This is a genomic window from Streptomyces sp. NPDC091371, assembly GCF_040684275.1.
GTDB lineage: Bacteria > Actinomycetota > Actinomycetes > Streptomycetales > Streptomycetaceae > Streptomyces.
Genome location: NZ_JBFBFP010000015.1, coordinates 37,643 through 62,636, shown reverse-complemented (window position 1 = coordinate 62,636; position 24,994 = coordinate 37,643). Strand labels below are relative to the sequence as shown.

22 protein-coding genes are annotated in these 24,994 nt (G+C 73.2%); 8 read left to right on the top strand and 14 right to left on the bottom strand.

All coding sequences use genetic code 11. The annotated features are described in order from the left end of the window. Positions 1–367: 367 nt before the first annotated feature. From AB0O21_RS18620 to AB0O21_RS18590, 7 genes are all read right to left on the bottom strand, one after another. The gene (locus AB0O21_RS18620) at positions 368–1,075 is read right to left on the bottom strand and encodes a DsbA family protein (RefSeq protein WP_365172219.1); all 708 of its coding nucleotides are present in this window, start codon (positions 1,073–1,075) and stop codon (positions 368–370) included. A gap of 29 nt (positions 1,076–1,104) precedes the next feature. Further along, positions 1,105–1,851 (bottom strand): 3-oxoacyl-[acyl-carrier-protein] reductase, encoded by a 747-nt coding sequence (fabG, locus tag AB0O21_RS18615; protein WP_365172218.1) that lies wholly within the window; start codon positions 1,849–1,851, stop codon positions 1,105–1,107. A 96-nt stretch (positions 1,852–1,947) separates the two neighbouring features. Continuing rightward, positions 1,948–3,042 (bottom strand): beta-ketoacyl synthase N-terminal-like domain-containing protein, encoded by a 1,095-nt coding sequence (locus tag AB0O21_RS18610; protein ID WP_365172217.1) that lies wholly within the window; start codon positions 3,040–3,042, stop codon positions 1,948–1,950. Continuing rightward, a complete protein-coding gene (locus tag AB0O21_RS18605) occupies positions 3,042–4,274 on the bottom strand; it encodes a beta-ketoacyl-[acyl-carrier-protein] synthase family protein (RefSeq protein ID WP_365172216.1) in 1,233 nt (410 codons plus the stop codon). Before AB0O21_RS18605 ends, AB0O21_RS18610 begins: the two co-directional genes overlap by 1 nt. Before the next feature lie 34 nt (positions 4,275–4,308). Next, positions 4,309–4,590, bottom strand: coding sequence for an acyl carrier protein (locus tag AB0O21_RS18600; protein ID WP_365172215.1), 282 nt, complete (start codon positions 4,588–4,590; stop codon positions 4,309–4,311). Positions 4,591–4,819: 229 nt separating this feature from the next. Further along, positions 4,820–5,824 (bottom strand): LysR family transcriptional regulator, encoded by a 1,005-nt coding sequence (locus AB0O21_RS18595; protein ID WP_365172214.1) that lies wholly within the window; start codon positions 5,822–5,824, stop codon positions 4,820–4,822. Between the two features lie 241 nt (positions 5,825–6,065). Next, positions 6,066–6,806, bottom strand: a complete 741-nt coding sequence (locus AB0O21_RS18590; RefSeq protein ID WP_365172213.1) for an AfsR/SARP family transcriptional regulator — start codon at positions 6,804–6,806, stop codon at positions 6,066–6,068. Positions 6,807–7,166: 360 nt separating this feature from the next. Here AB0O21_RS18590 and AB0O21_RS18585 point away from each other — a divergent pair, with 360 nt between their 5' ends. The 5 genes from AB0O21_RS18585 (at position 7,167) to AB0O21_RS18565 (ending at position 14,060) form a co-directional block, all read left to right on the top strand. Then, a complete protein-coding gene (locus tag AB0O21_RS18585; RefSeq protein WP_365172212.1) occupies positions 7,167–8,723 on the top strand; it encodes a tryptophan halogenase family protein in 1,557 nt (518 codons plus the stop codon). Between the two features lie 33 nt (positions 8,724–8,756). Further along, a complete protein-coding gene (locus AB0O21_RS18580) occupies positions 8,757–10,106 on the top strand; it encodes a cation:proton antiporter (RefSeq protein ID WP_365172211.1) in 1,350 nt (449 codons plus the stop codon). Continuing rightward, positions 10,103–10,621 (top strand): flavin reductase family protein, encoded by a 519-nt coding sequence (locus tag AB0O21_RS18575; protein ID WP_365172210.1) that lies wholly within the window; start codon positions 10,103–10,105, stop codon positions 10,619–10,621. The genes AB0O21_RS18580 and AB0O21_RS18575 overlap by 4 nt, the downstream gene beginning before the upstream one ends. 68 nt (positions 10,622–10,689) lie before the next feature. Continuing rightward, positions 10,690–11,493: an ABC transporter ATP-binding protein gene (locus AB0O21_RS18570; protein ID WP_365172209.1), complete on the top strand. Its 804-nt coding sequence runs from the start codon at positions 10,690–10,692 to the stop codon at positions 11,491–11,493. After that, the gene (locus AB0O21_RS18565) at positions 11,490–14,060 is read left to right on the top strand and encodes an FtsX-like permease family protein (protein ID WP_365172208.1); all 2,571 of its coding nucleotides are present in this window, start codon (positions 11,490–11,492) and stop codon (positions 14,058–14,060) included. Before AB0O21_RS18570 ends, AB0O21_RS18565 begins: the two co-directional genes overlap by 4 nt. Positions 14,061–14,142: 82 nt before the next feature. Here the strand turns inward: AB0O21_RS18565 and AB0O21_RS18560 are convergent, their stop codons facing one another. From AB0O21_RS18560 to AB0O21_RS18530, 7 genes are all read right to left on the bottom strand, one after another. Next, complete coding sequence (locus AB0O21_RS18560) at positions 14,143–15,072, bottom strand: winged helix-turn-helix domain-containing protein (protein ID WP_365172207.1); 930 nt, start codon at positions 15,070–15,072, stop codon at positions 14,143–14,145. A gap of 44 nt (positions 15,073–15,116) precedes the next feature. After that, complete coding sequence (locus AB0O21_RS18555) at positions 15,117–16,049, bottom strand: ATP-binding cassette domain-containing protein (RefSeq protein WP_365172293.1); 933 nt, start codon at positions 16,047–16,049, stop codon at positions 15,117–15,119. Between the two features lie 48 nt (positions 16,050–16,097). After that, a complete protein-coding gene (locus AB0O21_RS18550; protein ID WP_365172206.1) occupies positions 16,098–16,313 on the bottom strand; it encodes an MbtH family protein in 216 nt (71 codons plus the stop codon). A 233-nt stretch (positions 16,314–16,546) separates the two neighbouring features. Then, a complete protein-coding gene (locus tag AB0O21_RS18545; RefSeq protein WP_365172205.1) occupies positions 16,547–18,106 on the bottom strand; it encodes an amino acid adenylation domain-containing protein in 1,560 nt (519 codons plus the stop codon). A gap of 422 nt (positions 18,107–18,528) precedes the next feature. Beyond that, a complete protein-coding gene (locus tag AB0O21_RS18540) occupies positions 18,529–19,173 on the bottom strand; it encodes a 4'-phosphopantetheinyl transferase superfamily protein (protein ID WP_365172204.1) in 645 nt (214 codons plus the stop codon). Beyond that, a complete protein-coding gene (locus tag AB0O21_RS18535; RefSeq protein ID WP_365172203.1) occupies positions 19,170–20,030 on the bottom strand; it encodes an alpha/beta hydrolase in 861 nt (286 codons plus the stop codon). Before AB0O21_RS18535 ends, AB0O21_RS18540 begins: the two co-directional genes overlap by 4 nt. Then, positions 20,027–20,719 carry a tryptophan 2,3-dioxygenase family protein gene (locus AB0O21_RS18530; protein ID WP_365172202.1) on the bottom strand — a complete coding sequence of 231 codons (693 nt, stop codon included), beginning with the start codon at positions 20,717–20,719 and terminating at the stop codon, positions 20,027–20,029. The genes AB0O21_RS18535 and AB0O21_RS18530 overlap by 4 nt, the downstream gene beginning before the upstream one ends. Before the next feature lie 349 nt (positions 20,720–21,068). On the opposite strand from AB0O21_RS18530, the gene AB0O21_RS18525 reads away from it, so the two are divergent. The 3 genes from AB0O21_RS18525 (at position 21,069) to AB0O21_RS18515 (ending at position 24,940) form a co-directional block, all read left to right on the top strand. Then, a complete protein-coding gene (locus AB0O21_RS18525) occupies positions 21,069–21,263 on the top strand; it encodes a hypothetical protein (RefSeq protein ID WP_365172201.1) in 195 nt (64 codons plus the stop codon). Beyond that, on the top strand, positions 21,260–23,620 hold the full coding sequence (locus AB0O21_RS18520) for a TOMM precursor leader peptide-binding protein (RefSeq protein WP_365172200.1): 2,361 nt from the start codon (positions 21,260–21,262) through the stop codon (positions 23,618–23,620). The genes AB0O21_RS18525 and AB0O21_RS18520 overlap by 4 nt, the downstream gene beginning before the upstream one ends. Positions 23,621–23,704: 84 nt before the next feature. Continuing rightward, entirely contained in the window at positions 23,705–24,940 is a 1,236-nt protein-coding gene (locus AB0O21_RS18515; RefSeq protein WP_365172199.1) for a histidine kinase, read from the top strand. Positions 24,941–24,994: the final 54 nt, after the last annotated feature.

Genomic DNA, 24,994 nt, shown 5'->3' with positions numbered 1-24,994 from the left:
CGGCGGTCTGAAAGCGAACTGATGGCGCGCTGAGGTTTGGGGCCGGCGCGCGCCCGGCCCCGGCCGCGCCCGCGCCTCGCGTTACGCCGCGGGCCGATCCGGGCCTCGCCCGGGCCCGCGCGGGGACGGGCCCGCGCGGGGACGGGCCCGCGCGGGGACGGGCCCGCGCGGGGACGGGCCCGCGCGGGGGCCGGCCGGACGGAGGGCGGGCAGGATGGGCCGGGCCCGGACGGGGCCGGGCGCGCGGCGGGGCACCTCCTCGGACGTCGAACGTTTCCACGGGTCGGAGGGCCGAGGGTGGCCCAGTTCGACGTCCTGCGGGGGCGCCCCACCGCACACCCGGCCCCGCCCGGGCCCTCCGGGCCGACTAGCCGCAGCCCCCCGCGTGGGCGTCTTCCGTGGCCCGGGCGCCCAGCCCGATCGCGGTCAGCGGCTCCGGCACCGACGCGGCCGGCACCGCCTGGTCGCGCAGGTGGGCGATGAAGTCGTCCAGCCGGTCGATGCCCCAGAACCGGCTGAAGCCGTGGACGAAGAAGGGCACCCCGAACACCCCGTCCCGGCACACGTCGAGCAGGATCCGGATGCCCTCGGCGCGCAGCTCCGGGACCTCACTGGCACGTGCCAGCTCCTGCGGGTCGAGACCGATCTCGAAGGCGACGTCCTCGATGGTGGCCGGGTCGCAGATGTTCCGGCCGCGGCCGAACCGGGCCCGGTACACGGCGTCGATGAAGGCGTGGCCGCGGCCGTACCGGGCCGCGACCAGGTAGGCCAGGTGCGGGACCTCCCACACCGGATCCCGGTCCACGGGCCAGGTCACCGTCAGGCCCCGGGCCTTGGTGAGCCGGCCGACGTCCTGGAGGACGTAGCGGTTCTTCTCCCGGGACATCTCCGAGTACGGAAACCGGCCGCCCTGCTCCTCCAGCTGCCGGGCACTGAGCTCGTCCGGCTCGAAGAAGGGCACCCACTCCAGCTGTTCGGCGAGGTCCGGGTGGGAGGTCGTGATCTCGCGGTACGCCAGCCAGGAGTACGGGCTGCGCAGCGAGAAGTAGAAGCGGGGCGTCTTGTTCTTGGGCATGGTGAACCCTTCGGGTGTGTGGGGGCCTGTCAGACGACGAGGCCGCCGTCGATGCCGAAGACCTGTCCGGTGATGTACGCGGCGCGGTCGGAGGCGAGGAAGGAGACCAGGTCCGCGACCTCCTCGGGCCGCCCGAACCGGCCCAGCGGGATCCGCTCGGTCATCTTCCGGACGTGCTCCTCGGAGAGCCCCGAGAGCATGTCGGTCTCGATGAACCCGGGGGCGACGGCGTTGGCGCGGATGCCGTAGCGGCCGCTCTCCTTCGCGAGGGCCTTGGTGAACCCGATGATCCCCGCCTTGGTCGCGGAGTAGTTGGTCTGGGTGGCGTTGCCGTACACGCCGGCCACCGAGGACAGGGTGATCACGGAGCCGGCGCGGCGCTTCATCATGGCGAAGACCGCGGCCTTGCAGAGGTTGTAGGTGCCGTCCAGGTTGACCCGCAGGACCGCGTCCCAGTCGTCGGGCGCCAGCATCACGAGCGGGTTGTCGCGGACGATGCCCGCGCAGGACACCACGGTGTGCAGCGGGCCGAGTTCCTTCTCGCTCGCGCGGACGAAGTCCCGTACGGCGTCGTGGTCGCGGACGTCGGTGCGCGCGGTGTGGACGCGGGCCCCGGCGGCGGCGGCTTCGGCGGCCACCGTGTCGGCGGCCTCCTTGTCGGACTGGTAGCAGAAGGCGACGTCGTACCCGTCCTGCGCGAGGCGGGCCACGACGTGGCGGCCGATGCCCCGGGAGCCCCCGGTCACCAGTGCGACGCGGCGTTCGGTTGCGGACATGTGCTCGGTTCTCCTCGGTGATGGGTGGCGCGGGGGAATCCGACGGCCGGCCGGGGCGGGGGTGTACTCCCGGCCGGCCGTCGGAGTGTGGGGAGGTCAGCCGCCGGTGAGGACCGCGCAGCCGACCAGGCCGTCCCGCTCGATACCGGTGACCAGCGCGGCCTCGCCGGGCGCCAGGCCCCGCTCGCCGGCCGCGGCGAGCACCCCGGCCAGCTGGAGCGCGGCGGACGCCGCGGAGGTGTCGCCGACCAGCGGCCGGATCCGTACCCAGCGCGGGCCGGCGTCCTCGCCGAGCACGTCGGCGACGGCGGCCTCCTCCTGCGCGACGAGCGGCCCGCCGGAGCCCAGGGGCGCCACCAGCCGTACGTCGGAAGCGGCCACCCCGGCCTTCTCCAGCGCGCCGCGCACACAGACGGCCAGCGCCTCCCGGGCCCCGTCCGGTGCGTGGAAGGCGCGGAAGCCGGTGGCCCCGATCCGGGCCAGCGGGACCCGTCCGGCCGCCGCCGCGTCCTCGGAGGTCTCCAGCAGGAAGACGGCACCGCCCTCGCCGAGCGGGGTGTCCCGCTCCTCCTCGTCGCGGCCGTGCCACTCCAGCCAGGAGCGCTGGGCGGAGTACTCCTCGGCCGCGCCCACCAGCACGCGGGAGCAGTGCCCGCCGCGGTGCAGCCGCAGGGCGTAGCCGAGGGCGAGCAGGCCGGTCAGCGAGCCGCCCGCGACGGTGGTGTTGGGGCCCTTGATGCCGTGCCAGATGGCGCTCTGCCCGGCGGCCCGGTTCATCACGGTGTTCGGGAAGCGCGCCGGGTCCACGTGGTACGGGCGCTCGCCGGCCAGCGCGTCCCGGGTGAAGTCCATGATGCTCTGCACGCTGCCGGAGCCGGTGCCGAGGACCAGGGCGGTCTGCTCGGAGCGGGCCGCCAGCTCCTCCCGGAAGCCGTCGATGAGGCCGCCGACCGCGGTGACCGCGATGGCGGTGACCCGGTCCATGGTCCGGGTGCCCTTCTTCCCGACGTACTTGGCGGCGGTGAAGTCGGGGACCACCGCGCCCTCGGCGAACGGGCCGGGGAAGGCCTCGCGGTCGACGGCCGCGACCGCGGTGCGGCCGGCGGACATCCCGCTGCGGAAGGAGTCGCTGCCGACGCCGAACGGCGAGACCGCCGACCAGCCGGAGACGACCAGGGGGGTGGGGGACATCAGGCGGCCTCCTCGTACCGGCCGAGGATCAGCACGGCGTTGTTGCCCGCGAAGGCCAGGGCGTTGTTCTGCACGACGTTCAGCCGAGCCGGGCGCGCTTCGTTGGGCACGCAGTCCAGGCCGCACTCGGGGTCGGTCTCGCGGTGGTTGATGGTGGGCGGGATGAACTCCTCGGTGATCGCCAGCGCGCAGGCGGCGGAGGCGAGCGCGCTCGCGGCGCCCATGGAGTGGCCGATCATGGACTTGATGGAGATGGTGGGCGGCGGGGTGTCGAAGACCTGGCGGATCGCACCCGCCTCCGTCACGTCGTTGGCGTGGGTGCCGGTGCCGTGCGCCGAGATGAAGTCGATGTCCTCGGCCTTGACCCCGGCGTTGCGGTGCGCCACCTCGATGCACCGGGCGAGGCCGTCCTGGTCGGGGGCGACGGGGTGGTGGGCGTCGCAGCTGAGGCCGTAGCCGAGCACCTCGGCGTAGATCCGGGCGCCGCGCGCAAGCGCCGAGTCCAGGCTCTCCATGAGCAGGATCCCGGCGCCCTCGCCGGTGAGGATGCCCTTGCGGTCCTTGTCGAAGGGCTGGCAGACCTCGGGGGCGATGGTGCCGAGCCGGTAGAAGCCGGTGAAGGTCTTGCGGCAGACGGCGTCGGCGCCACCGCACAGGGCGGTCTCGACGTCGCCGTCGCGGATGGCGTCGAAGCCGCTGCCGATGGCGTAGTTGCCGGCCGCGCAGGCGGTCGGGATGGTCAGGGCCTCCACGTCCACGAGGCCGAGTTCGCGGACGATGCCGCTGGAGAGCCGGCCGGCCTGGGCCCGGCGTACGACGCCGTGGTCCAGGTGCTCCGGCCCGTGCTCCAGCTGCTGTCCGACGAGCAGGTCGAGGTCCCGGGACTCGGCGTCGGTGGTGCCGACCGAGACCAGGACCTTGCGCTCCCGGAGGTCCTCCGGGGTCAGGCCGGCGTCCTCGACGGCCATCCGGGCGGCGGCGATCGAGAACTGCGTGGCCCGGCCGAGTTCCGCCGGCTCGGTCCGGTGGATCCAGTCCCCGGGCTCGAAGTCGTCCACTTCGCACCCGTTGGCGTGGGCGAAGCCCGTCGTGTCGAATGCCGTGATCGGCTTGACCCCGCTGCGCCCGGACCGCAGTCCGTCCAGGAAGGCCGTGACCCCGAGGCCGATGCTGGTGACCGTGCCGAGGCCGGTGATCACCACCCGGCGCGGCGCCCGCTCATCGTCGTACACCCTGCGCTCCCGTCGTAGTCGTACGCGCCGTGGCCTAGTTGGCCGCTTCGGACTTGGCGGCTATGGCTTCCTCGACGACCGTGATGACGGCGGCGAGGTTGACCATCCGGGAGAGCTCGGCCTGGTCGATGTCGGTGCCGAAGATCCGCTCCAGCTGGGAGAGGATCTCGATGGCCCCCATGGAGTCCGCTTCGTGGTCTTCCTTGAAGCGGCTGGTGTCGGTCATCTCCGAGGGATCGATCTCCAGGATGTCGCAGATGATCTCCTTGATCCGGTCGCGGGATTCGAGGTCGAGGCCGTTCGCTGCAGTTGTCATGCCGCAGATGCTGGCCGACCGCCCTGACGCCCCTCTGACGCCGTTCTGAACTCCCGCTGGGGTGGCGACTAGTGCTGTGGCCGGAAAGGTTTGCCGGGGCGCGGTGTCCGGTGCGGTGCATCGCAAGGCGGAGGGCCGCGGCTCGTACTGGACGTACTTGCGCGGTCCGACAACGCAGCGAGGTGCCGTGCCGGGCGCCGTGACCCGGTGAACCTTGCCGGTCACAGCACTAGGCGCCGACGGGCTGCGGGAGGTGGCGTCCGAGCTCCCTGAACTCCTCGCGGTGCTCCTGGATCCAGGACCAGTACGCCGGCCGGGAGCGGGCGTAGCCGCAGTAGTACGCGCGTACGGTGTCGACCAGGGTGTGCAGCGTCTCGCGGGACACGGCGCTGCCGCGCCACAGCACGGCCAGCTCCACCCGCTCGCTCCCGGTCACCGGGACCAGGGCCACGCCGGGCGTCGCCCCGGAGGGTGTCGTGAGGGCGGCCACGTCCATGTCCCGCACCCAGTTCATGGCCTCCTGGTGGCTGTTGACGTGGTGCAGCACCCGTCCGGGCGCGGCGCCGCCCAGGACCCGCCGCTCCACGGTGCGGAACCAGTGGTCCTGCGAGGAGCGCACCCAGGCCAGGCCCGCGCGGTCGGCGAGTTCCGTGAGCTCCTCCGCCCCGACGGACGCGCGGGCCGTGAGCGGATGGCCGTGCGGGACGGCCAGCCACACCGGCTCCCGCACGATCAGGGCGCGGCCCAGGGCGGGTTCCCCGCCGTCGACGTCGCCGGCCGGCGCGCCCCCGGCCGGCTCGGGCACCCGGGGCACCAGGGCGGCGGCCAGCGCCCCGCGCTGCACCGCCTCCACGGCGGCCGCCGGGTTCAGCGTCTGCGTCTGCACGGCGGCGTCCGGCAGCGCGGCCTGGAGGGCGCCGCGCAGCGTCGGCGGCGTCCACTCGGTGCATCCCAGCCGCAGCGGGCCGCCGGAGACGGCCAGCGCCTCGGCCATCACCTCGTCCGCCCGCCGGACCAGGTCGGCCAGCCGCGGGACCAGCCGCGCGCCCAGCTCGGTCGGCGTCACCCCGGACCGGGAACGCACGAAGAGGTCACCGCCGACCGCCCTTTCGATTCGGCGCAGTTGTGCGGTGAGGCTCGGCTGTGGAAGGCCCAGTTCCTGTGCTCCGGCGGAAATGCTCCCGGCGGTGTTGATCGTGACGACAATGCGAGCGTGACGCAATTCGAGTTCCATGTCCTGCCCCCCGTCGGCGGTTCCCGGAAATGGGAATTCAGTCCGCAGGTCCACTGCCGCCGGGGTGGGCCGTCCCCGGATTTTCTCGGGTCCGGACATCCAGGCGGAAAGAGGCCTGCGGACTGAACCGGTCCTTTCACCGTATCGGCATTCCGCTTCCGGACAAGGGGCACCCGCGAAACCTCAGCGGGACGACAGCGGCGGAACAGTGGAAGAACAGAGCGGAAGGCGGACCCCGGCCTCAGCCCCGGCGGCCGGCATAGACCAGGGCCTGACGGGGCTCCCCGAGCACGTCGTCCTGCTCGAGGATCGCCTGGTACGCCCGGTTCAGCGCGCGGCCGGGCTCCAGCCCCAGGTCCCCGGCGAGCCGGCGCCGCGCCCCGTGGAACACCTCCAGCGCCTCGGCCTGCCTGCCCTCCCGGTACAGGGCCAGCATCAGCAGCTCGCTCAGCCGCTCCCGCTCGGGGTGCTCGACGGCCAGCTGGCGCAGCTCCGGGACCGAGATGCGGTGCGCGTCGACGGTCAGCAGGGCCGTGATCAGGTCCTCGTAGGCGGTGATCCGGCGTTCCTCCAGGTGGGCGGCGGCCAGCCGGATCCGCACCCCGTCCACCGAGTCCATCAGGGCCGGCCCCCGCCACAGTGCGAGCGCCCGCTCCAGCTCGACGATGGCCCGCTCCGGGTCCACGTGGACCAGCGCGGCGCCGTTCTCGGCGTGCCGCAGGAAGCGGTGCGCGTCGACGCGTTCGGGCGCCAGGTCCAGCAGGTAGCCGCTGCCGACGGTGCGGATCAGCTCCGTGCCCTTCATCCCGGTGAGGGACTCCAGGTACTTGCGCAGCCGGAGCACGTTGGCCTGCAGGGCGTTGCGGGCGTTGGTCATCCGCTGGTGGGCCCAGAGCTCGTCCTCGATCTGGTCGGACGTCACCGTGGTGCGCGGAGAAAGGGCCAGGAACGTCAGGAGCGAGGTCACCCGCTTCGAGGCCATGGCATACGTACGGTCTCCCCAGGAAAGGGACACGGAACCGAGTACGTTGATTTCCACTTGTTCAACCCCCGTTGGTATCGGCAGGCCCTCATGCTGTCCCGGGTCAACCGATCGGGGGAAATACCATCCGGGCAGCCGAAATCCGGCCACGTGGTATGGCCGGGTCGTCGCTCTTGCCGGGGAGGTGTCCTCACGGCATACTGCCGACCCTCCCTGACAGGGCGCTGACGGACGAAAACGTGTCCGGAATTCGTGCCCCGCCTGTGACATTTGCCGAGCGCTTAAGGGCCTGTGCCGGACCGCGTCCCGTTCCTAGGCTCCGGGTCATCCGCGATCAGTCAGCGAATGGGAGTCATTGGGATGCTCAACAAGATCGTGATTGTGGGCGGCGGCACCGCGGGTTGGATGACGGCCTCGTACTTCAAGGCCGCGTTCGGGGACCGCATAGACGTCACGCTGGTCGAGTCCGGCCACGTCGGCGCGGTCGGAGTGGGCGAGGCGACCTTCAGCGACATCCGGCACTTCTTCGAGTTCCTCGGACTCAAGGAGAAGGACTGGATGCCGGCCTGCAACGCCACGTACAAACTCGCCGTCAAGTTCGAGAACTGGCGGGAGAAAGGCCACTACTTCTACCACCCGTTCGAGCAGATGCGGTCCGTCAACGGCTTCCCGCTGACGGACTGGTGGCTGCAGAACGGTCCGACGGACCGCTTCGACAAGGACTGCTTCGTCATGGCCTCGGTCATCGACGCCGGCCTCAGCCCGCGCCAGGAGGACGGCACGCTCATCGACTCGCCGTTCGTCGAGGGCGCGGACGAGATGGCCGGACTCACCATGTCCGAGCACCAGGGCAAGACGCAGTTCCCGTACGCCTACCAGTTCGAGGCGGCCCTGCTGGCCAAGTACCTCACGAAGTACTCGATCGAGCGCGGCGTCAAGCACGTCGTCGACCACGTCGAGGAGGTCAAGCTCGACGAGCGCGGCTGGATCTCCGGCGTCGCCACCACCGAGCACGGCGACATCACCGGCGACCTCTACATCGACTGCACCGGCTTCCGCGGGCTGCTCATCAACCAGGCCCTCGAAACCCCCTTCATCTCGTACAAGGACACGCTCCCCAACGACAGCGCCGTCGCCCTCCAGGTCCCGATGGACATGGAGCGCCGCGGCATCCTGCCGTGCACCACCGCCACCGCCCAGGACGCCGGCTGGATCTGGACGATCCCGCTGATGGGCCGCGTCGGCACCGGCTACGTGTACGCCAAGGACTACATCTCCCCGGAGGAGGCCGAGCGCACCCTGCGCGAGTTCGTCGGCCCGGCCGCCGCGGACGTCCCCGCCAACCACATCAACATGCGGATCGGCCGCAGCGAGAACTCCTGGGTCAAGAACTGCGTCGCCATCGGCCTGTCCAGCGGCTTCGTCGAGCCCCTCGAGTCCACCGGCATCTTCTTCATCCACCACGCGATCGAGCAGCTCGCCAAGAACTTCCCCGGCGACGACTGGAACCCGGTCCAGCGCGAGCTGTACAACGACTCCATCGCCCACGTCATGGACGGCGTCCGCGAGTTCCTCGTCCTGCACTACGTCGCCGCCAAGCGCAACGACACCCAGTACTGGCGCGACGCGAAGACCCGGGCGATCCCCGAGTCCCTGGCCGCCCGCATCGAGAAGTGGAAGACGCAGCTCCCGGACTCCGAGACGGTCTACCCCTACTACCACGGCCTGCCGCCGTACTCCTACATGTGCATCCTCCTGGGCATGGGCGGCATCGACCTCAAGCCCTCCCCGGCGCTCGCACTGTCGGACCCGAGCGTCGCGGAGCGCGAGTTCGAGGCGATCCGGGACAAGACCCGCCGTCTCGCCGAGGTCCTGCCCAAGGCCTACGACTACTTCGCGCAGATGCGCGTCGCCTGACATCGGTCCGCCGGCCGGAAAGGGCCCGAATCCATGGAAGTCATCGAACTCCTGACCCGCACCGCGCACGTCCTCGCGATCCTCGTCGTGATCCTGCTGCTGGCCTGGGCGGGCCGGGCCGCCGCCCGCCTGCTGCGCCAGCCCGAGGTGATCGGCGAGATCACGGCGGGCCTGCTGGCCGGCCCGGCGGCCCTGTACCTGATGGGCCCCGGGGCCTTCGCGAACGTGCTCCCGGGCCCGGTACTGGACACCCTCAAGCTCATCTCCAAGGCCGCCCTCGCGCTCTTCCTCGTCGGCCTGGCCCACAAGCTCCAGACCGGCCCGGGGGCGCAGTCCCGCCGCACCACCGTGTGGGTGGCGGCCGGTTCCCTGGTCGCGCCGCTCGTCAGCGGCCTGCTGCTGGCGGGGCTGGTCCTCGTCACCGACGACACCGCGGCCCGCGGTGACGCCCCGCTGCCCGCCTTCGTCCTCATGGTCGCCGTGGCCATGTCCATCACCGCCGTACCGGTGATGGCCCGGATCCTCACCGACCGCGGCATGAGCGAATCCTCGGCCGGCCGGATCGCGCTCGGCGCGGCCATCACCGTGGACGCCGTCGGCTGGCTGCTGTGCATGCTCGCCATCAGCCTGGGCGAGGGGAGCCTCGGGGGCTTCCTCCGCTCGGCGCTCGCGCTGGCGGTCGGCGCCGTGTGCGCGCTGGCGATCCGGTTCTCGCTGCGCACCCCCCTCGCCCGCCGGGCGTACGGGAAGACCCCGCGCACCTTCGCCGTCGTACTGGCGGTGGCCACCCTCGCGGTGGCGATCGCCATGGAGAAGATGGGCATGACCGCCATCGTCGGGGCCGCGCTGGTGGGCTTCGCGATCCCCCAGGACAAGGACGCCCCCTGGGCGCCCGCCGTCGACGGCATCGCCCGCTCCGGACGCCTGCTGGTACCCGCGTTCTTCGTGGTCACCGGAGTCACCGTCCTGAACGGCAGCTTCTCGCAGGCGTCCTGGGTGCTCATCCTGTCCACCACCCTGCTCGCCTGCGTGGGCAAGGGTTTCGGCGGCTACCTGGGAGCCCGGATCGGCGGCCGCCCGCCTGCCGACGCCCGCCGGGTCGCGGTCCTCATGAACACCCGCGGCCTGACCGAACTGATCGTCCTCCAGGCCGGGTTCAGCGCCGGGATCCTCACCGCACCCCTGGTCCTGGCCCTGGTCGTGATGGCCCTCGTCACCACGGCCCTGACCGGCCCGCTGCTCGGCCTCCTCGACCACCGGGAACGCGGCGCGACGCGCGACCGGGCCGCGGAGAACGAGAAGAACGAGCAGAGCGAGAACACCGAGAAGACCGGCACGGCCGAACCCCAGCGCGTCCTGGCGACGGAAGGCAGCACCCGATGACCACCCAACCCACCGCGACGACCTCCACACAGGCGTCACCCGACGCGTTCCGCTCGCTGATGAGCGAGTTCCCCACCGGGGTCTGCGCCGTCACCACCCGAGACCTGGACGGCGAACCGCGCGGGATGACCTGCTCCTCGGTGACCAGCGTCTCCCTCGCCCCGCCCACCCTGCTCGTCTGCCTCCGCGCCGGCAGCCCGACCCTCCAGGCCCTCCTCAACTCCGGCTCGTTCTCCGTCAACTTCCTGCACGCGCAGGGCCAGGAGACCGCCGAGCTGTTCGCCTCCGGAAACCCGGACCGGTTCGCGCTGGTGCCCTGGGACCAGCCGCCCGGCGCGGGCGGGCCGCACCTCGTCCGGGACGCCCACACCGTCGCGGACTGCGAGGTCGTGCTGACCCAGCGGATGGGCGACCACGTCACCGTCTTCGGCGAGGCCCGCCGGATAACCCGGCAGCACATCCGTCCGCCGCTCCTGTACGGGCAGCGGCAGTTCCGCTCCTGGTCGCAGACCTGACCCGTCCCAGACCTGACCCCTCCCCCAGCCGGCCCCGCCCGGGGCCGGCCCCAGCAGAAGGAAAACCCATGACAGGGACACCGGACCCGCAGGGTCGGCACGTCGTCCGCCTGGAATCCGTGACGAAGGTCTACGGCGGTGCGAAGAACGAGGTCACCGCTCTCGACAACGTGAGCATCGGCCTGGACAGGGGCACCTTCACCGCGGTGATGGGACCCTCCGGATCCGGCAAGAGCACCTTCCTGCACTGCGCGGCGGGGCTGGACCGTCCGTCCTCGGGTTCGGTCCTGCTGGACGGTGTCGACCTGGCACGGCTCAAGGAGCGGGAACTGACCAAGTTCCGGCGCGAGCGCATCGGCTTCATCTTCCAGGCGTTCAACCTGCTGCCCGCCCTGTCCGTCCTCGACAACGTCACCCTGCCGCTGCGGCTCGCCGGCAAGCGGCCCCAGAAGGGCGCGGTGGCCGAGGTGCTGGAGCGGGTCGGGCTCGGCGGCCGGGAGGACCGGCGCCCCGGCGAACTCTCCGGCGGCCAGCAGCAGCGCGTCGCCATCGCCCGGGCGCTCATCACCCGGCCGGCCGTCATCTTCGGTGACGAGCCGACCGGCGCCCTGGACACCTACACGGCGCGCGAGGTGCTGACCCTGCTCCGCGAGGCCGTCGAACAGGCGGGCCAGACCATCGTGATGGTCACGCACGACCCGGTCGCCGCCTCGCACGCCGACCGGGTGCTGTTCCTCGCGGACGGCCGCATCGTCGACCACCTGGACCGGCCCACCGCCGACCAGGTCGCCGAGCGCATGACCCACCTGGGCGCCTGGGGCACCCGCCCGGCGGCCACCCCCGTCGGCGCGGCACACGGGACGCTGCTGTGATCAGGATCGCGCTGCGCACACTGCGCTACCACAAGGGCGGATTCATCGCCTCGTTCATCGCGCTGTTCTTCGGCGCGACCATCGTCGTGGCCTGCGGCGGCCTGCTGGAGACGGGCATCCACAACGCCGCCCCGCCCCAGCGGCTGGCCGCGGCCCCCGTCGTCGTCACCGGGGAGCAGCGCTACCTCGGCACCTCCAGCGAGATGGTCTTCCCCGAGCGGGTCCGGTTCGACGCCGCGCTCGCCCAGAAGATCGCCGCGGTGCCCGGGGTGAAGGGCACCGCGGCCGACGTGACCTTCCCCGGCGCCCTCGCCCCGGCCGGCAACGCCGGCCGGGCCGCGCAGATCGCCGGCCACGGCTGGTCCTCCGCCGCCCTCACCCCGTACCGGATCACCGAGGGCGCCCCGCCCGCGACCGCCGGCCAGGTCGTCCTGGACACCCGGCTCGCCCAGCAGACGGGCCTGCGGCCCGGCGCCAAGGTCGAGATCCGCTCAGGCGGTACGTCGAAGAGCTACGAGGTCTCCGGCCTGGCGGCCGGCAACGGCGAGCCCAACGGGGTCTTCCTCGCCGACACCGCCGCCCAGGAGGCCCAGATCGCCGCCGGACTGTCCGGCAAGGTCGACAACATCGGCGTCTTCCCGGCCCCCGGCGCGGACCTCGCCGCCGTCGCCGACGGCATCCGCAAGGCGGTCGACGGCCTGCAGGTGTCCGTCCTGACCGGTGACGAGCGGGGCCGCGCCGAGAACCCGGGCGTCATCGACGACGGCAGCGACCTGATCCCGCTCGCCGCCGCCTTCGGCGGACTCTCCGCCATGGTCACCGTGTTCGTCGCCTCCTCCACCCTCGGCCTGTCCATCCAGCAGCGGCAGCGCGAAATGGCGCTGCTGCGCGCCATCGGCACCACCCCCGGCCAGCTGCGCCGGCTGATCCTGGGCGAGACCGTCCTGCTGGCGGCCATCGCGACCGCCCTGGCCTGCATCCCGGGCCCCCGGGTGGGGCGCTGGCTGCTGGGCGCCTTCGCCGACGCCGGCGTGGTGCCGGACTCGATCGTCTTCCGCGCGGGATCCGTCCCGCTGATCGTCGGCGTGGGCACCGCCTTCGTCACCGCGGTCGGCGCCGCGTTCATCGCGGCCAACGGCGCCGCCCGCACCCGGCCCACCGAGGCGCTCGCCGAAGCGGGCCTGCAGCGCCGCTGGTTCAGCGGCTTCCGCTCGGTCCTGGGCCTGCTGTGCCTGGTCGGCGGCGTCGCCCTGGCCGTCGGCACGGCCGGCATGGACGGCCCGGACGCCGGCAGCGTCGCCACCCCGGCGGCCATGGTGTGGACGACCGGCTTCGGCCTCCTCGGCCCGGTACTGGCCCGCGCCATCACCGCGGGGCTGCGCCGCCCCGTGCGCGCGGTGTCCGGCCTCTCCGGCCACCTCGCCACCCGCAACGCCAAGGCCCGTACGGCCCGGCTCGCGGCGGCGGTGATGCCGGTGATGCTCGCCACCGGTCTCGCCGTCGGCCTGATCTACATGCAGACCACCCAGGCCGACGGCGCCGACCAGGCGTTCGACGAGAGCCTGCGGGCCGACGCGGTGGTCACCTCCGTCTCCGGCGGCATGCCGCTGGAGACGGTGGACGCGATCCGGAACCTGCCCGGGGTCGCGGCGGCCTCCGCCCAGGTCCCCAGCCTCGGCTTCATCGAGCCCGACGTACCGGTCGACCCGACCGCGAACGGCGGTGACGGCGAGTCCGGCGCACCGCAGCCCACCGAGGTGTCGCTGCAGGGCGTCACCCCCGAGGGCGTGGCCGCGACCACCTCGTTCAAGGCCGCCTCCGGCAGCCTCGACGGCCTGCGCGGCGACACCGTCGCCCTCCCCGCCCGGTACGCCGGCGACCGGAAGATCGGCGACACCGTCCCGATGCGCCTGGGCGACGGCACCCGCGTCGACCTGAAGCTGGTCGCCACCGTCGACGGCAAGCGGGGCTACGAGACCGCGCTGGTCCCGGCGTCCGTCCTGGTCGGGCACACCGACGCGGGCCTGGTCCCGCAGATCATGGTGAGCGCCGCCCCGGGCACCGACCGGGCGGCCCTGGACGCCTCGCTGCGCACCCTCGCCGACAAGCAGCCCGGACTGCGCGTCACCGACCGGCAGGCGCTGACCGCCGTCGCGGCGGACAACAGCGACACCCAGTCCTGGATGGCCTACCTGGTCCTCGCGGTGGTCGTCGGCTACGCGACGATCGCCCTGGTCAACACCCAGGTGCTGGCCACCACCGAGCGGCGCCGCGAGTTCATGCTCCAGCGGCTGATCGGCGCCACCCGCCGGCAGGTGATGCAGATGATGGCCATGGAGGCGGTCCTGGTCTCGGTGGCGGGCATCGTCCTCGGCCTCCTGGTCGCCCTGCTGACCCTGGTGCCGTTCAGCATGAGCGTGCTGGGCACGACCCTCCCGACCGGCTCCCCGTGGATCTTCGTCACGGTGGTCGGCGGGGCACTGGGCCTGACCCTGGCCACCACCCTGCTGTCGGCCGGCGCGGTCCTGCGCGGCCGGCCGGGCGACCTGGCCGGCATCAAGGAGTAGCCCCCGCCCATGAGCAACGGCCGCCCCCGGCACGGAAATCCGTGCCGGGGGCGGCCGTTGGCGTGCGTGGCGCAGGCGTACGTCAGGACGCGGGCTGGAGCGCGCCCGCCGGGGCCGCGGCCGGCGCCGCGTGCGCCCGGTGCGGTGCGGCCGCGGCCGGCTGCCCGCTCATGCCCTTGAGCAGCGCCGCGCCGAGCGGGGTCAGGGTGTGCAGCACGGTGTTGCGGACCCGCCGGGTGGTGATCAGGCCGGTCCGGCGCAGTACCGCGGTGTGCTGGCTGGCGCCGGCCGCCGAGATGCCGAGCCGGTCCGCGAGCTGCGTGGTGGTGCAGCTGGCCCGCAGCACGTGCAGCGCGGCCGCCCTGGTCTGCCCGACCAGGGCCCCCAGCGACTGCCCGCTGCCGTCCGGCTTGTCCCACAGCGCGGTCGCCTGGTAGCTGTCCGGCGGCGCGGCGAACGCCAGCACCACCGGCGCGGACCGGTCGAAGCGCCGCGTGACCCGGCCCGCCCGGTGCGCCAGGAACACCGACGGGGCGAGCACCAGACCGCGCCCGTCCAGGTGGATGTCCTCGTCGGGCGCGTCGTGGATCTCCAGCACCGGCGGCCGCCAGGTGATCCGCGAGTGCAGCGTGGTCAGCAGCAGTTCGGCTCCGCCGCCCATCAGCACCCGGCCCCGGGCCTCGCACTCGACCTCCAGGAAGGCCAGCAGGTGCTCCCAGTACGGAGCCACCGCGGCCTGCCAGACCCGGGTGAGCTCACTGCCCGCGGCGCCCTGCTCGATGATCCGCAACAGGGCGCCGAGGCCGGCCTCGCCGTCCGTGCCGGGCCCGCCCGGCAGCCGCCCGGGGACCGGCCGCAGCCGGTCCCCGACCTGGCTGCGCCAGCGCGCGAACGGGGTGCTGACACCCCGTCCGAGCAGTCCGTACGCGAACGCCGACTCGACCAGCGGCCCCGCGGTGATCTTCAGGCGGGTCCGTGCGACGTCGGCAGCGGTGAAATGGATCCTTTGCACAGTGCAGCCCCCGTAGTCCGAAAACGTGCTTCCGGCCGGCCGGGTCAGGCCGGAGTGCCGGTGAGAGTGACGAAGACGTCGTCGAGCGTGGGCCTGCGCAGCGCGAAGTCGCGTACGTCCACGCCCTCTTGGCGCAGCTCCCCGGCGGCCGACGCGATCGTCGCCAGGCCGTCGCCGACCGGGATGGAGACCACGCTCCGCGCGGCGTCCACGGACGGCTCCGCCGCGGTGATCCGGCGCAGCGCGCGGACCGCGTCCGGCAGCCGGCCGGGCACGGCCACGGCCACCTCGAGCCGCTCCTCGCCGACCTTGCGCTTCAGCTCGTCCGGGGTGCCCTCCGCGATCACGCGGCCGGAGTCGATGACCGCGATGCGGTCCGCGAGGAAGTCGGCCTCCTCCAGGTACTGGGTGGTCAGCAGCACGGTCACGCCGTCCTCGACCAGGTCCCGTACCACCGTCCACAGACCCATCCGGCTCACCGGGTCCAGCCCGGTGGTCGGCTCGTCGAGGAACAGCACCGACGGCGTCGCGACCAGCGAGGCCGCCAGGTCGAGGCGCCGCCGCATGCCGCCCGAGTAGGTGCGGGCCTGGCGGTCGCCGGCGTCGGTCAGGTCGAACCGCTCCAGCAGCTCCTGCGCCCGCGCACGGGTCGCCGTCCGGCCCAGGTGCACCAGCGTGCCGATGAGTTCGAGGTTCTCGCGGCCGGTCAGCATCTCGTCCACCGCCGCGTACTGGCCGGCCAGACCGATCCGCCTGCGCACCTCCGAGGCCTCGCGCACGATGTCGTACCCGGCGACGGTCGCATGCCCGCCGTCCGGTTCGAGCAGCGTCGCCAGCATCCGCACGGTGGTCGTCTTTCCCGCGCCGTTCGGGCCGAGCAGGCCCAGCACCGTGCCGGCCGGGACCTCCAGGTCCACGCCGCCCAGCGCCTCCTGGCTCTCGTAGCTCTTGCGCAGTCCCTCCGCGCGAATCGCCATGTCCACGTCCACAGTCCTCCTCCGCCTCCGCCCCGGATCCGTGCCCGATCAGGCGGACTCGGAGGCGGCCGCGCGGAGCCCCGCGGGACGCATGTCCGTCCAGTGCTCCTCGACGTAGGCGAGGGCCGCTTCCCGCGGCGCCTCTCCCAGGGCCACCGTCCAGCCCTCGGGGCGCTGCGCGAAGGCGGGCCAGAGGGAGTGCTGGCCTTCGTCGTTCACCAGCACGAGGAAGGTTCCGTCCTGGTTGTCAAAGGGGTTCGACACGTCGCTCACTCCGTCATCCGAGTCGTCATGGACGAGCTCGGGGGTGCCCCGTCGCCCAGGCCGGTCTCGCGGCCTGAGCGACAGGACACCCCCGGTGCCCCGCGCCGCTCGAGGGCGGGGGGCCGGCCCGCCCTGTGAGAATCCCGGACCGCGCTGACGGACCGCTGAGTTGCGTCTGACGCGCGCGGATGACCTCGTAACCCCCCGGACGTGAAATTTTCCCGTTTCCTCCCCTACCTCCCCGCGCGCGCCCGGGTCGCGGCGATGTCGGTCTTGCCGTTGGCGTTCACCACGATCTCGTCCACCAGGTGCACCGCGTCCGGCACCAGCGCCGACGGCAGCGCCTCGGCGAGCGTCTTGCGGACCAGCGCCGCGAACTCCTGCGCGCCGGGCCGCGGCCCCTGCCCGCCGAGCCGGACGAACAGCTCCAGCGCGTCCACCGGTCCGCGCACGATGTCGAAGGCGGCGTCCGCCACCCCCGGCACGGACAGCACGTGGTGGCGCAGCTCGCCCAGCTCCACCCGGTACCCGTTGACCTTCAGCTGGTCGTCACCGCGCCCGAGGTAGAGCAGCGCGCCCTCCGCCAGCAGCTCCACGGTGTCCCCGGTCCGGTACGCCCGCCCGCCGGCCGGGCCGCCCAGCTCGCCCTCGTCGAGGAACTTCCCGCCCCCCGCGCCCCCGAGGTACCCGGCGGCGACCGCCCGCCCCGCGATCACCAGCTCGCCGGGAGCGCCCGGCGCCACCGGACGCAGCTGCTCGTCGACCACGTACGCCCGGGTGTTCCAGGCGGGCCGGCCGATCGGCACGGTCGGGGTCGACGGCAGGCTGCCGCGGTCGAAGCGGTACGCGCAGCAGCCGATGGTCGTCTCCGTCGGACCGTAGTGGTTGACCAGCCGGACCCCGTCCAGCCGGGAGCCGAGCGAGGAGATCAGCGCGGGGTCCAGGCCCTCCCCGCCGAACATCAGGAGCTTCGTCACCCGGTCGTAGCGCGGGGGCTGCGCCAGCACCTCGAAGAACCGGGCGTGCGAAGGGGTCATCTTCACGAAGGTGTAGTGCCCTTCGCCTCCGCCGAACAGCGTCTCCTGGTCCCAGATCCCTGCGACCGTGGTGACCGTACGGCCCTGGGCGAGCGGCACCCACAGCGAGGTCATCGCCAGGTCGAAGCCGAGACTGCCGAAGAGCGGACTGCCGCGGCCCGCGGCGCCCACCAGGTCGCCGCACCAGGACACGTAGTTGGCGAGCGAGCCGTGCTCGACCATGACGCCCTTGGGGGTGCCGGTGGAGCCCGAGGTGAACACGACGTACGCGACGTCGTCCGCCCTCGGCAGCGAGGGCTCGGGCAGCCCGGGCTTCTGGGACAGCCCCCGTACGTCGATCACCGGCACCGTCAGCGCGGGCAGCGTCCCGCTCCCCGCGGCCCCGTCGTGGAGCAGCGCGGCCGGAGCCGCCCCCGCCAGGACGGACGCCGTCCGCTCGCCGGGATGGGTCGGGTCGATGGGGACGTACGCGGCCCCGAGGGCCATCGCCCCCAGCGCCCCGGCGACCGTCCCGGCGGTACGGTCGGCCCACAGCGCGACCCGGTCCCCGGGGCCGGTCCCGGCCTCGGCGAGCGCGGCGGCGACGGCGAGCGCCCGCTGCCACAACTGCCTGTAGGTGACCTGCTCGGGGCCCGTACGGACGGCCACCGCGTCGGGCCGGGTCCGCGCGTGGTCGCGCACCAGGTGCACGACCGATTCCGCCGCGACCGGCCGGACCTCGCCGGCGATCGAGCTGGGGTGGGGTGCTGAGACCATCGCTCCTCCTGTGGTTCGCCCGGGCGGCTCTCCGCCGTCTGACGCGGCGCTCCGCAGGCCCCCAGCAGCCTAAAAACCCCGCCCCCGCCGGAACCACCCCCTTAAGCACCCGCCAAATAACCACCCTGCCCTGGCAATTCCAGCACTGGCCGGACCATCCCAGCGCTGGCCGGGCCATTCCAGCCTCGCCGGCGTTTGAGGCGCGGGGTCTGGGGCGGAGCCCCGGTTTCGGGAAGGGGCGGGGTGGGGGACAGGCCCCGCGCAGCGGCCCGCACGCAGGCGGCCGCCGGGGCCGGCCGCGCGCCGGGGCGTCTCCTCGGGCGTCGAACGTTTCCAGGGGCCGGAGGGCCGAGGGCGGCCCAGTTCGACGCCCTGCGGGGACGCCCCACCGCACACCCGACCCCGTCGGCACCGGCGGCCCGTTACGCCCCGGCAGCCACCACGGCGAGCAGCATGCCGCCGCCGGCGGCCCAGCGGCCCCGCAGGAGCTCACCCGCCCCGTGCAGGATCCGCGCTTCGAAGCGGCCGCCCGCGGAGGCGGGTCCGGTGAACGACACCGCCACGTCGCGGAAGCCCAGCCGGACCCGCGCGTGCGGGAACCACGCCTTGTACGCGGCCTCCTTCGCGCAGAACAGCAGCCGGTCCCAGCAGACGCACCCCCCGCCACCGCCGAGCTCCCGCGACTCCGCCGGCGAGGCGATGGTCTCCAGGACACCCTCCCGCAGCGGCCGGTCCGGCTCCGCGTCGATGCCGAGCCGGGACACGTCCGCGGCCCGGGCGACGGCCGCGGCCCGGTACCCCCGGGTGTGGGTCATGCTGCCCACGACCCCGTCGGGCCACCCCGGCACCCCGTCCGCGTCCGGCAGCAGCGCGGCCGAACCCGACCCGCCGAGCTCGCGCAGCGCCCGGCGCGCGCAGTGCCGTACGGTGGCGAACTCCCGCCGCCGGCCCGCCGCGGCCCCGGCCACCACTGCCTCCTCGGCCGGCAGCAGCACGCCTTCCGGGGCGTCCCCGAAGACGTCCACGCCGACGACCGGACCGGGCAGCGGCAGCAGCGCCCGGATCACCCCCGGATCCGGCGGGCGACCGCCGCGCCGAGCACCGTGGCCGGCTTCCCGAGGTCGAAGGGCAGGTCGAAGTGGTGCCGGCCGGGCACCACCAGCTCCGTCACGTCCGCCCCGCAGGCCCGCGCCGCCTCCGCGAACGCCTCCTGCTGCAGCCCGAACGCCCCGGTCTCGCGGACCCCCCGGGCGATCACCAGCGGCGGCAGCCCCGCAGCCCCGGCGGGCAGCCACCGCAGCGGGCTGAGCTCGCGGGCTTCCGCCGCGTCCATTCCGAGCGCGTCGTTGACGTACGTGTGCGTCAGCGGCTCGAGGTCGTACACGCCGCTGATCAGCGTCGCGGACGCGACCTCGGCCGCCGGGTCCAGCCCGGCCGCCCGCCAGCCAGCCGCGTCCAGCAGTGCCGAGGCCACCAGGTGCGCCCCGGCGGAGTGCCCGCTGAGGTGCACGGTCGAGGGCGCGCCCGGCAGCCCGGCGCGGCCGCCGCAGATCCGGCGTACGGAGTCGGCCGCCATCGCGGTGATCGCGGGCATCCGGTGCCGCGGCGCCAGCCCGTAGCCGAGCGCCGCGAACGACACGCCCGCCGCCACGAAGTCCGCCGCGGCGAAGGCCGCTTCGGCCCTGCTGTGCTCCTGCCAGTAGCCGCCGTGCACGAAGACCATCAGCGGCGCCCCGGGTTCGGCCGCCGGGAACAGGTCGAGGCGCTGTTCCGGCAGCGGCCCGCACGGCACGTCCCGGTAGACCCGCAGGGTCTGCCGGGCCCGCGCGCTGTCGGCCGCGTACCGCGCCAGGTGGGCGTCGAGGTCCGGGACGAGGGAACTGGGGGAGTAGTCCAGGTCGAGGTCGGGGCCGGCCGTGGTCACGCCAGCTCCGCCCACACCTCGGGCAGCACCCGCCGCCGGGCCGCCATCCACAGGTACGAGGCCCCGTCGGAGCCCGCCGTGCCGGTGCTGCCGCCGAGGAACCGCTCGGCGAGCACGGCGTGCCGGGCCCGCCACATCGCCATCGCCTCGTCGAAGTCGAGCAGTACGCGCCGTGCCGCGTCGGCGCTCTCCCGGTCCGGGCCGGCCGCCACGTAGTCGTGCCAGGCCTCCTGTACGGACCGCTCCTCCAGCCGGGTGCGCAGCCGGTCCCGCTCGGCGGCGCTGAACCCGGCGGTGTTCAGGAAGCGGGTGTCGCGCAGCCCGCAGAGGTACTCGATCTCCCGGAACTGCGCGGACTGGAACCCGCTGGCCTCGCCGAGCGCGGTCCGGATGGCTTCGAAGGCGGCCGGGGTGAGCGTGGCCAGCCCGTCGAACTGCCCCACGAGGGTGCGGAAGATGATGGGCACGGGCGCCGCGCGGCGGGCCGCGAGGAAGCCGTCACCCGCGTCCAGGGCCTCCCGTACGCCCTCCAGGTGGCGCAGCACCACGGCGAAGAAGATCTCGCAGGACTGGTGGGTGGCCAGGAACAGCACCCGCTCCACGTCGTCCTCGCGGACGCACGCGGCCTCCAGGAGCTCTTCCAGCCGCAGGATCCGGCCGTACGGAGGTGCGTCGGCGGTGTCGTTCACGTGGACCTTCTTCCTCGCGGGGCCGGGTGCCGCCACGAATTCCAAGGGGAGGCGAGCATGGGAAGGGGAGCATCCGAATTGGAATTGCGAGCGTATTGAGGACGTACGCGGGCAACATCGTCATCAAGCACTCGCTTAAAGGCCCGCCAAGGCCCGCGAGGGCCCCCGGAGGCCCGCTACAGGGGCGGTGTAAGGGCCCTGTAAGGGCGGCGCGGAGGGGGCTGCCGGGGCTATGTGAAATCTTCATCTCGCGGTGGTGAGCCCGGCACTGTCAGCCCTCAGTGGTTCCTCGCAGAATCGTCGGTGAACGGACAGGAACCCGCTCGACGACGCAGAGGGAACTCACGCCATGACCAGCATTTCGGCCGGCGCCCGTATCAGCTCCACCCGTTGTGCGACCACCCCCGCACAGTCCGTCAGACGGGGCCTGGTCATCGAAAATCTCGACGCCGTGCCCGATACCGCGATGGCGCTCTACTCGGTGTGCACGGCGACGCTGGTGATGGACGCGGCGGCCCCGAGCGCCGGACGGCTCGGAGCATGACCCCTGCCGGGAACGAGCGGTCGACCGAGCCGCCGGCGTGTGAGGACGCGGACGCCCTGGTGGGCTTCAAGTCCCACCTGCGGCCGACGGTCGTACCGGACGACGCCGCCTACCTGTTCTCCCGGCGCGGAGTGACCGCGCTGCACGGGAGCGAGGCGGAGATCCTCGTACCGCTGCTCGACGGGACCCGCACCGTGGGGGCCGTCCACCGCGAGGCCTCCCGGATCCTGGGCCCCGAGGACGTCGAAGCGGCCCTCGCGGCGCTCGCCGAGGCGGGGCTGATCCGGTTCACCTCGCCGGCGGCCGCCGCGGAGCCGGCCGGCGCGGGCGTCCGGGTGCCGGCGCCCCGCCGGGCGGAGGTCGAGGCGTACTGGGACCTGGCCGGGCTCGACGGCGGCCGCGCGGCGGCCGACCTCGCCCGGTCGGCCGTCACGATCGAGGCGCTGCCCGGCATCGACCCGGCGCCGGTGGCCGCCGCCTGCCGAGCGTCGGGGATCGCGGTCACCCCGGACCCCCGCGCCGCCGGCCTCGCCCTCGTCCTCTGTGACGACTACCTCTCCCCGGAACTGGCCGCCGTGGACGCCGCCCACCGTGCCGCCGGCCGGCCGTGGCTCCCCGTCAAGCTCTGCGGCACCGACCCCTGGGTCGGACCGTTCTTCCTCCCCGAGGACGGCCCCTGCTGGCACTGCCTCGCCGTGCGGCTGCGCGGCCACCGCCACTCCGAGATCCCGGTCCGGCGCGCGCTCGGCCTGGAGGGCCCGGTCCCGCGTCCGGCCGCCGGGCTGGCCGCGGGGACGGCCCTGGCGGCGAACCTGGCCGTCCTGGAGAGCGCGAAGTGGCTGGCCGGGCTGCGCCACCCCGAGCAGGGACACATACAGACCTTGGACACGCTGCGGCTGAAGACCGCCACCCATCCCGTGAGCCGGCTCCCGCAGTGCGCCGGCTGCGGGGACCCCGGTCTCGTGGCCCGCCGGGTGATGTCCCCCTTCGTGCCCGTCTCGCGCCCCAAGGCCGCGGCGACCGGCGGCGGGGACCGGGCCCTGACGGCCGCGCAGATGCTGCGTACGTACGGGCACCTCGTGGACCCGGTGGCCGGGGTGGTCAAGGAGTTGCGGCGGGCCCCCGGCTGTCCGGACTTCGCCGCCTCCTACGTGTCCGGGCCCAACCTGGCGATGGCCTCGGCCTCCTTCGCCGGCCTGAGCACCGGACTGCGCGCGCTCAACGGCGGCAAGGGCACCACCGACGAGGAGGCGCGCACCAGCGCGCTGTGCGAGGCGGTGGAGCGCTACAGCGGCACCCGGCACGGCGACGAGCCCGTCGTACGGGACTCCCTGCGCGGGCTGGGCGCGCCCGCCCTGCACCCCAACACCTGCCAGCTGTACGACAGCCGCCAGTACGCGCAGCGGGACTACTGGAACGCCCAGCACTCCCGCTTCCACTACGTCTCCGCCCCCTTCGACGAGGACCGGCCCACCGAGTGGACCCCGGTGTGGTCGCTCACCGAGGGCGCCCAGCGGCTGCTGCCCACCTCGATGCTGTACTTCGAGCGGGGCGACATGCGGGGGACGGGCCCGGCGGGGGACGGGCTGATGGCCGACTCCAACGGCAACGCGGCGGGCAGCAGCCCCGAGGACGCCGTCGTGCAGGGGTTCCTGGAACTGGTGGAGCGGGACGCGGTGGCCCTGTGGTGGTACAACCGCACGCGCCAGCCGGAGGTCGACCTGACGGCCTTCGCGGACGAGTGGACCGAGCGGGTCCGCGACGGGTACCGGCGGATGAACCGGGAGGTGTGGGTCCTGGACCTCACGTCGGACCTGGGCGTCCCGGTGATGGCCGCGCTGTCGCGGCGTACCGACAAGCCGGACCAGGACGTGGTCTTCGGCTTCGGCGCGCACTTCGACCCGCGGGTGGCACTGCGCCGCGCGCTGGGGGAGATGGGACAGCTGCTGCCCGCGGTGGCCGACGTACGCCCGGACGGCTCGGGCTACCGGATCACCGATCCGGAGCCGCTCTCCTGGTGGCACCTGGCGACCCCGGCCAATCAGCCCTACCTCGTCCCCGATCCCGCGGCGCGGCCCCGGACCCCGGCGGACTGGCCGGCGGTACGCAACGGCGATCTCCTGGATGACGTGCACATGATTACGCGGTTGGTCCGGGAAAAAGGGATGGATCTCCTGATCCTGGATCAAAGCCGACCGGATTTGAGACTTCCAGTTGTGAAAGTAATCGTTCCGGGGCTGCGCCACTTTTGGGCGCGATTTGCCCCCGGCCGACTTTTCGACGTACCGGTAACGCTCGGCCGGTTGCCCGAACCCACGGCATATGACCAGCTCAACCCCATACCGCTGTTCGTGTGAAGGCTCAATTTTCACCCTCCTCAAGCTTCCCTCGCCTATGCTCACGCTGACGTTCGATCAGGTATGTGCCGAAGGGGGATTGACATGACTCGCCGCGCCAAGAGCTCCGGTGAACTGGCGGAGGCGGTGAGAGTCGAAGGCATTCTCCGGCGCAGTCGGGACCTGCCCGCACCGCGCATGGCCCAGGTCATCCTCATCGTCGCCATTTCCTGCTACGTGGGCATCACCACGCTCAACATCCTCAATGCCGGAGTCGAAGGCCGCGGCCTCGTGGTCGCCCTCGGCTGCCTCGTCGCGGTCTTCGTCCTCCAGCTCTTACACTCCCGGCCCGGCGCGAGGTACGCGCCCACCCCGCGCAAGGTGCTCACCCTCGGTGCGCAGGCCGTGCTCACGTACCTCCCGCTCTTCACGCTGAAATCGCAGTGGGGGGCGATGGCCGGCTTCCTGGCGGGCTCCCTGCTGCTGCTCCTGCCCCCACGGCTGGGCTGGAGCCTGTACGGCCTCGTCGGCGTCAGCATGCTCGTGCCCGCGCTGCTGGAGGGCCAGCCGCCCGTCTTCACCGTCTACATCGTGCAGACCACCCTGCTGACCGGACTGGTCACCTTCGGCCTGAGCCGGCTGTCGGAGCTGGTCCGCGTCCTGCACGAGAGCCGCGGCGCGCTGACCCGGGCCGCCGTCACCCGCGAACGCCTGCGGTTCGCCCGGGACCTGCACGACCTGCTCGGCTACAGCCTGTCCGCGATCCAGCTCAAGGGCGAGCTCATCCACCGCCTGATCTCCGCCCACCCCGCCAAGGCGAAGCAGGAGATCGAAGAAGTGCTGGTCATCTCCCGCCAGTCCCTCGCCGATGTGCGCAGGGTCGCCAGCGGGTACCGGGACATGTCCCTGGAGGAGGAGATCGCCTCGGCCCGCTCGGTCCTGGGCGCCGCCGAGGTCACCGCGGTCACCGACATCCGGCTCGGCCCGGTCAGCTCACCGGTGGACACGGTCCTGGCCACCGTGCTGCGGGAGGCCGTCACCAACATCCTGCGGCACAGCCGCGCGGGCCGCTGTGAGATCAGCGCGGTGGAGAAGGACGGCCTGGTGACGCTTTCGGTCACCAACGACGGTACTACCGAGGGTTACCGGGACAGCTCCCCGCACAGCGGCAGCGGTCTGGGGAACCTGGAGCTCAGGGTGCGCGCGGTGGGCGGCGAACTGGTGGTCGAGCAGGGCCCCGGAAGTCTCTTCCGGCTGGTCGCGAGGGTCCGGGCGGACGCCGAGCCGGACCACGACACGGACGAGCCGGCGGACGAGGAAAAGCTCGGCCTGGCCCTCTGATCCGACGCCAATTTCCCTCTGAGTCCTAACCGAAACAGGCCAACTTGCTATGCT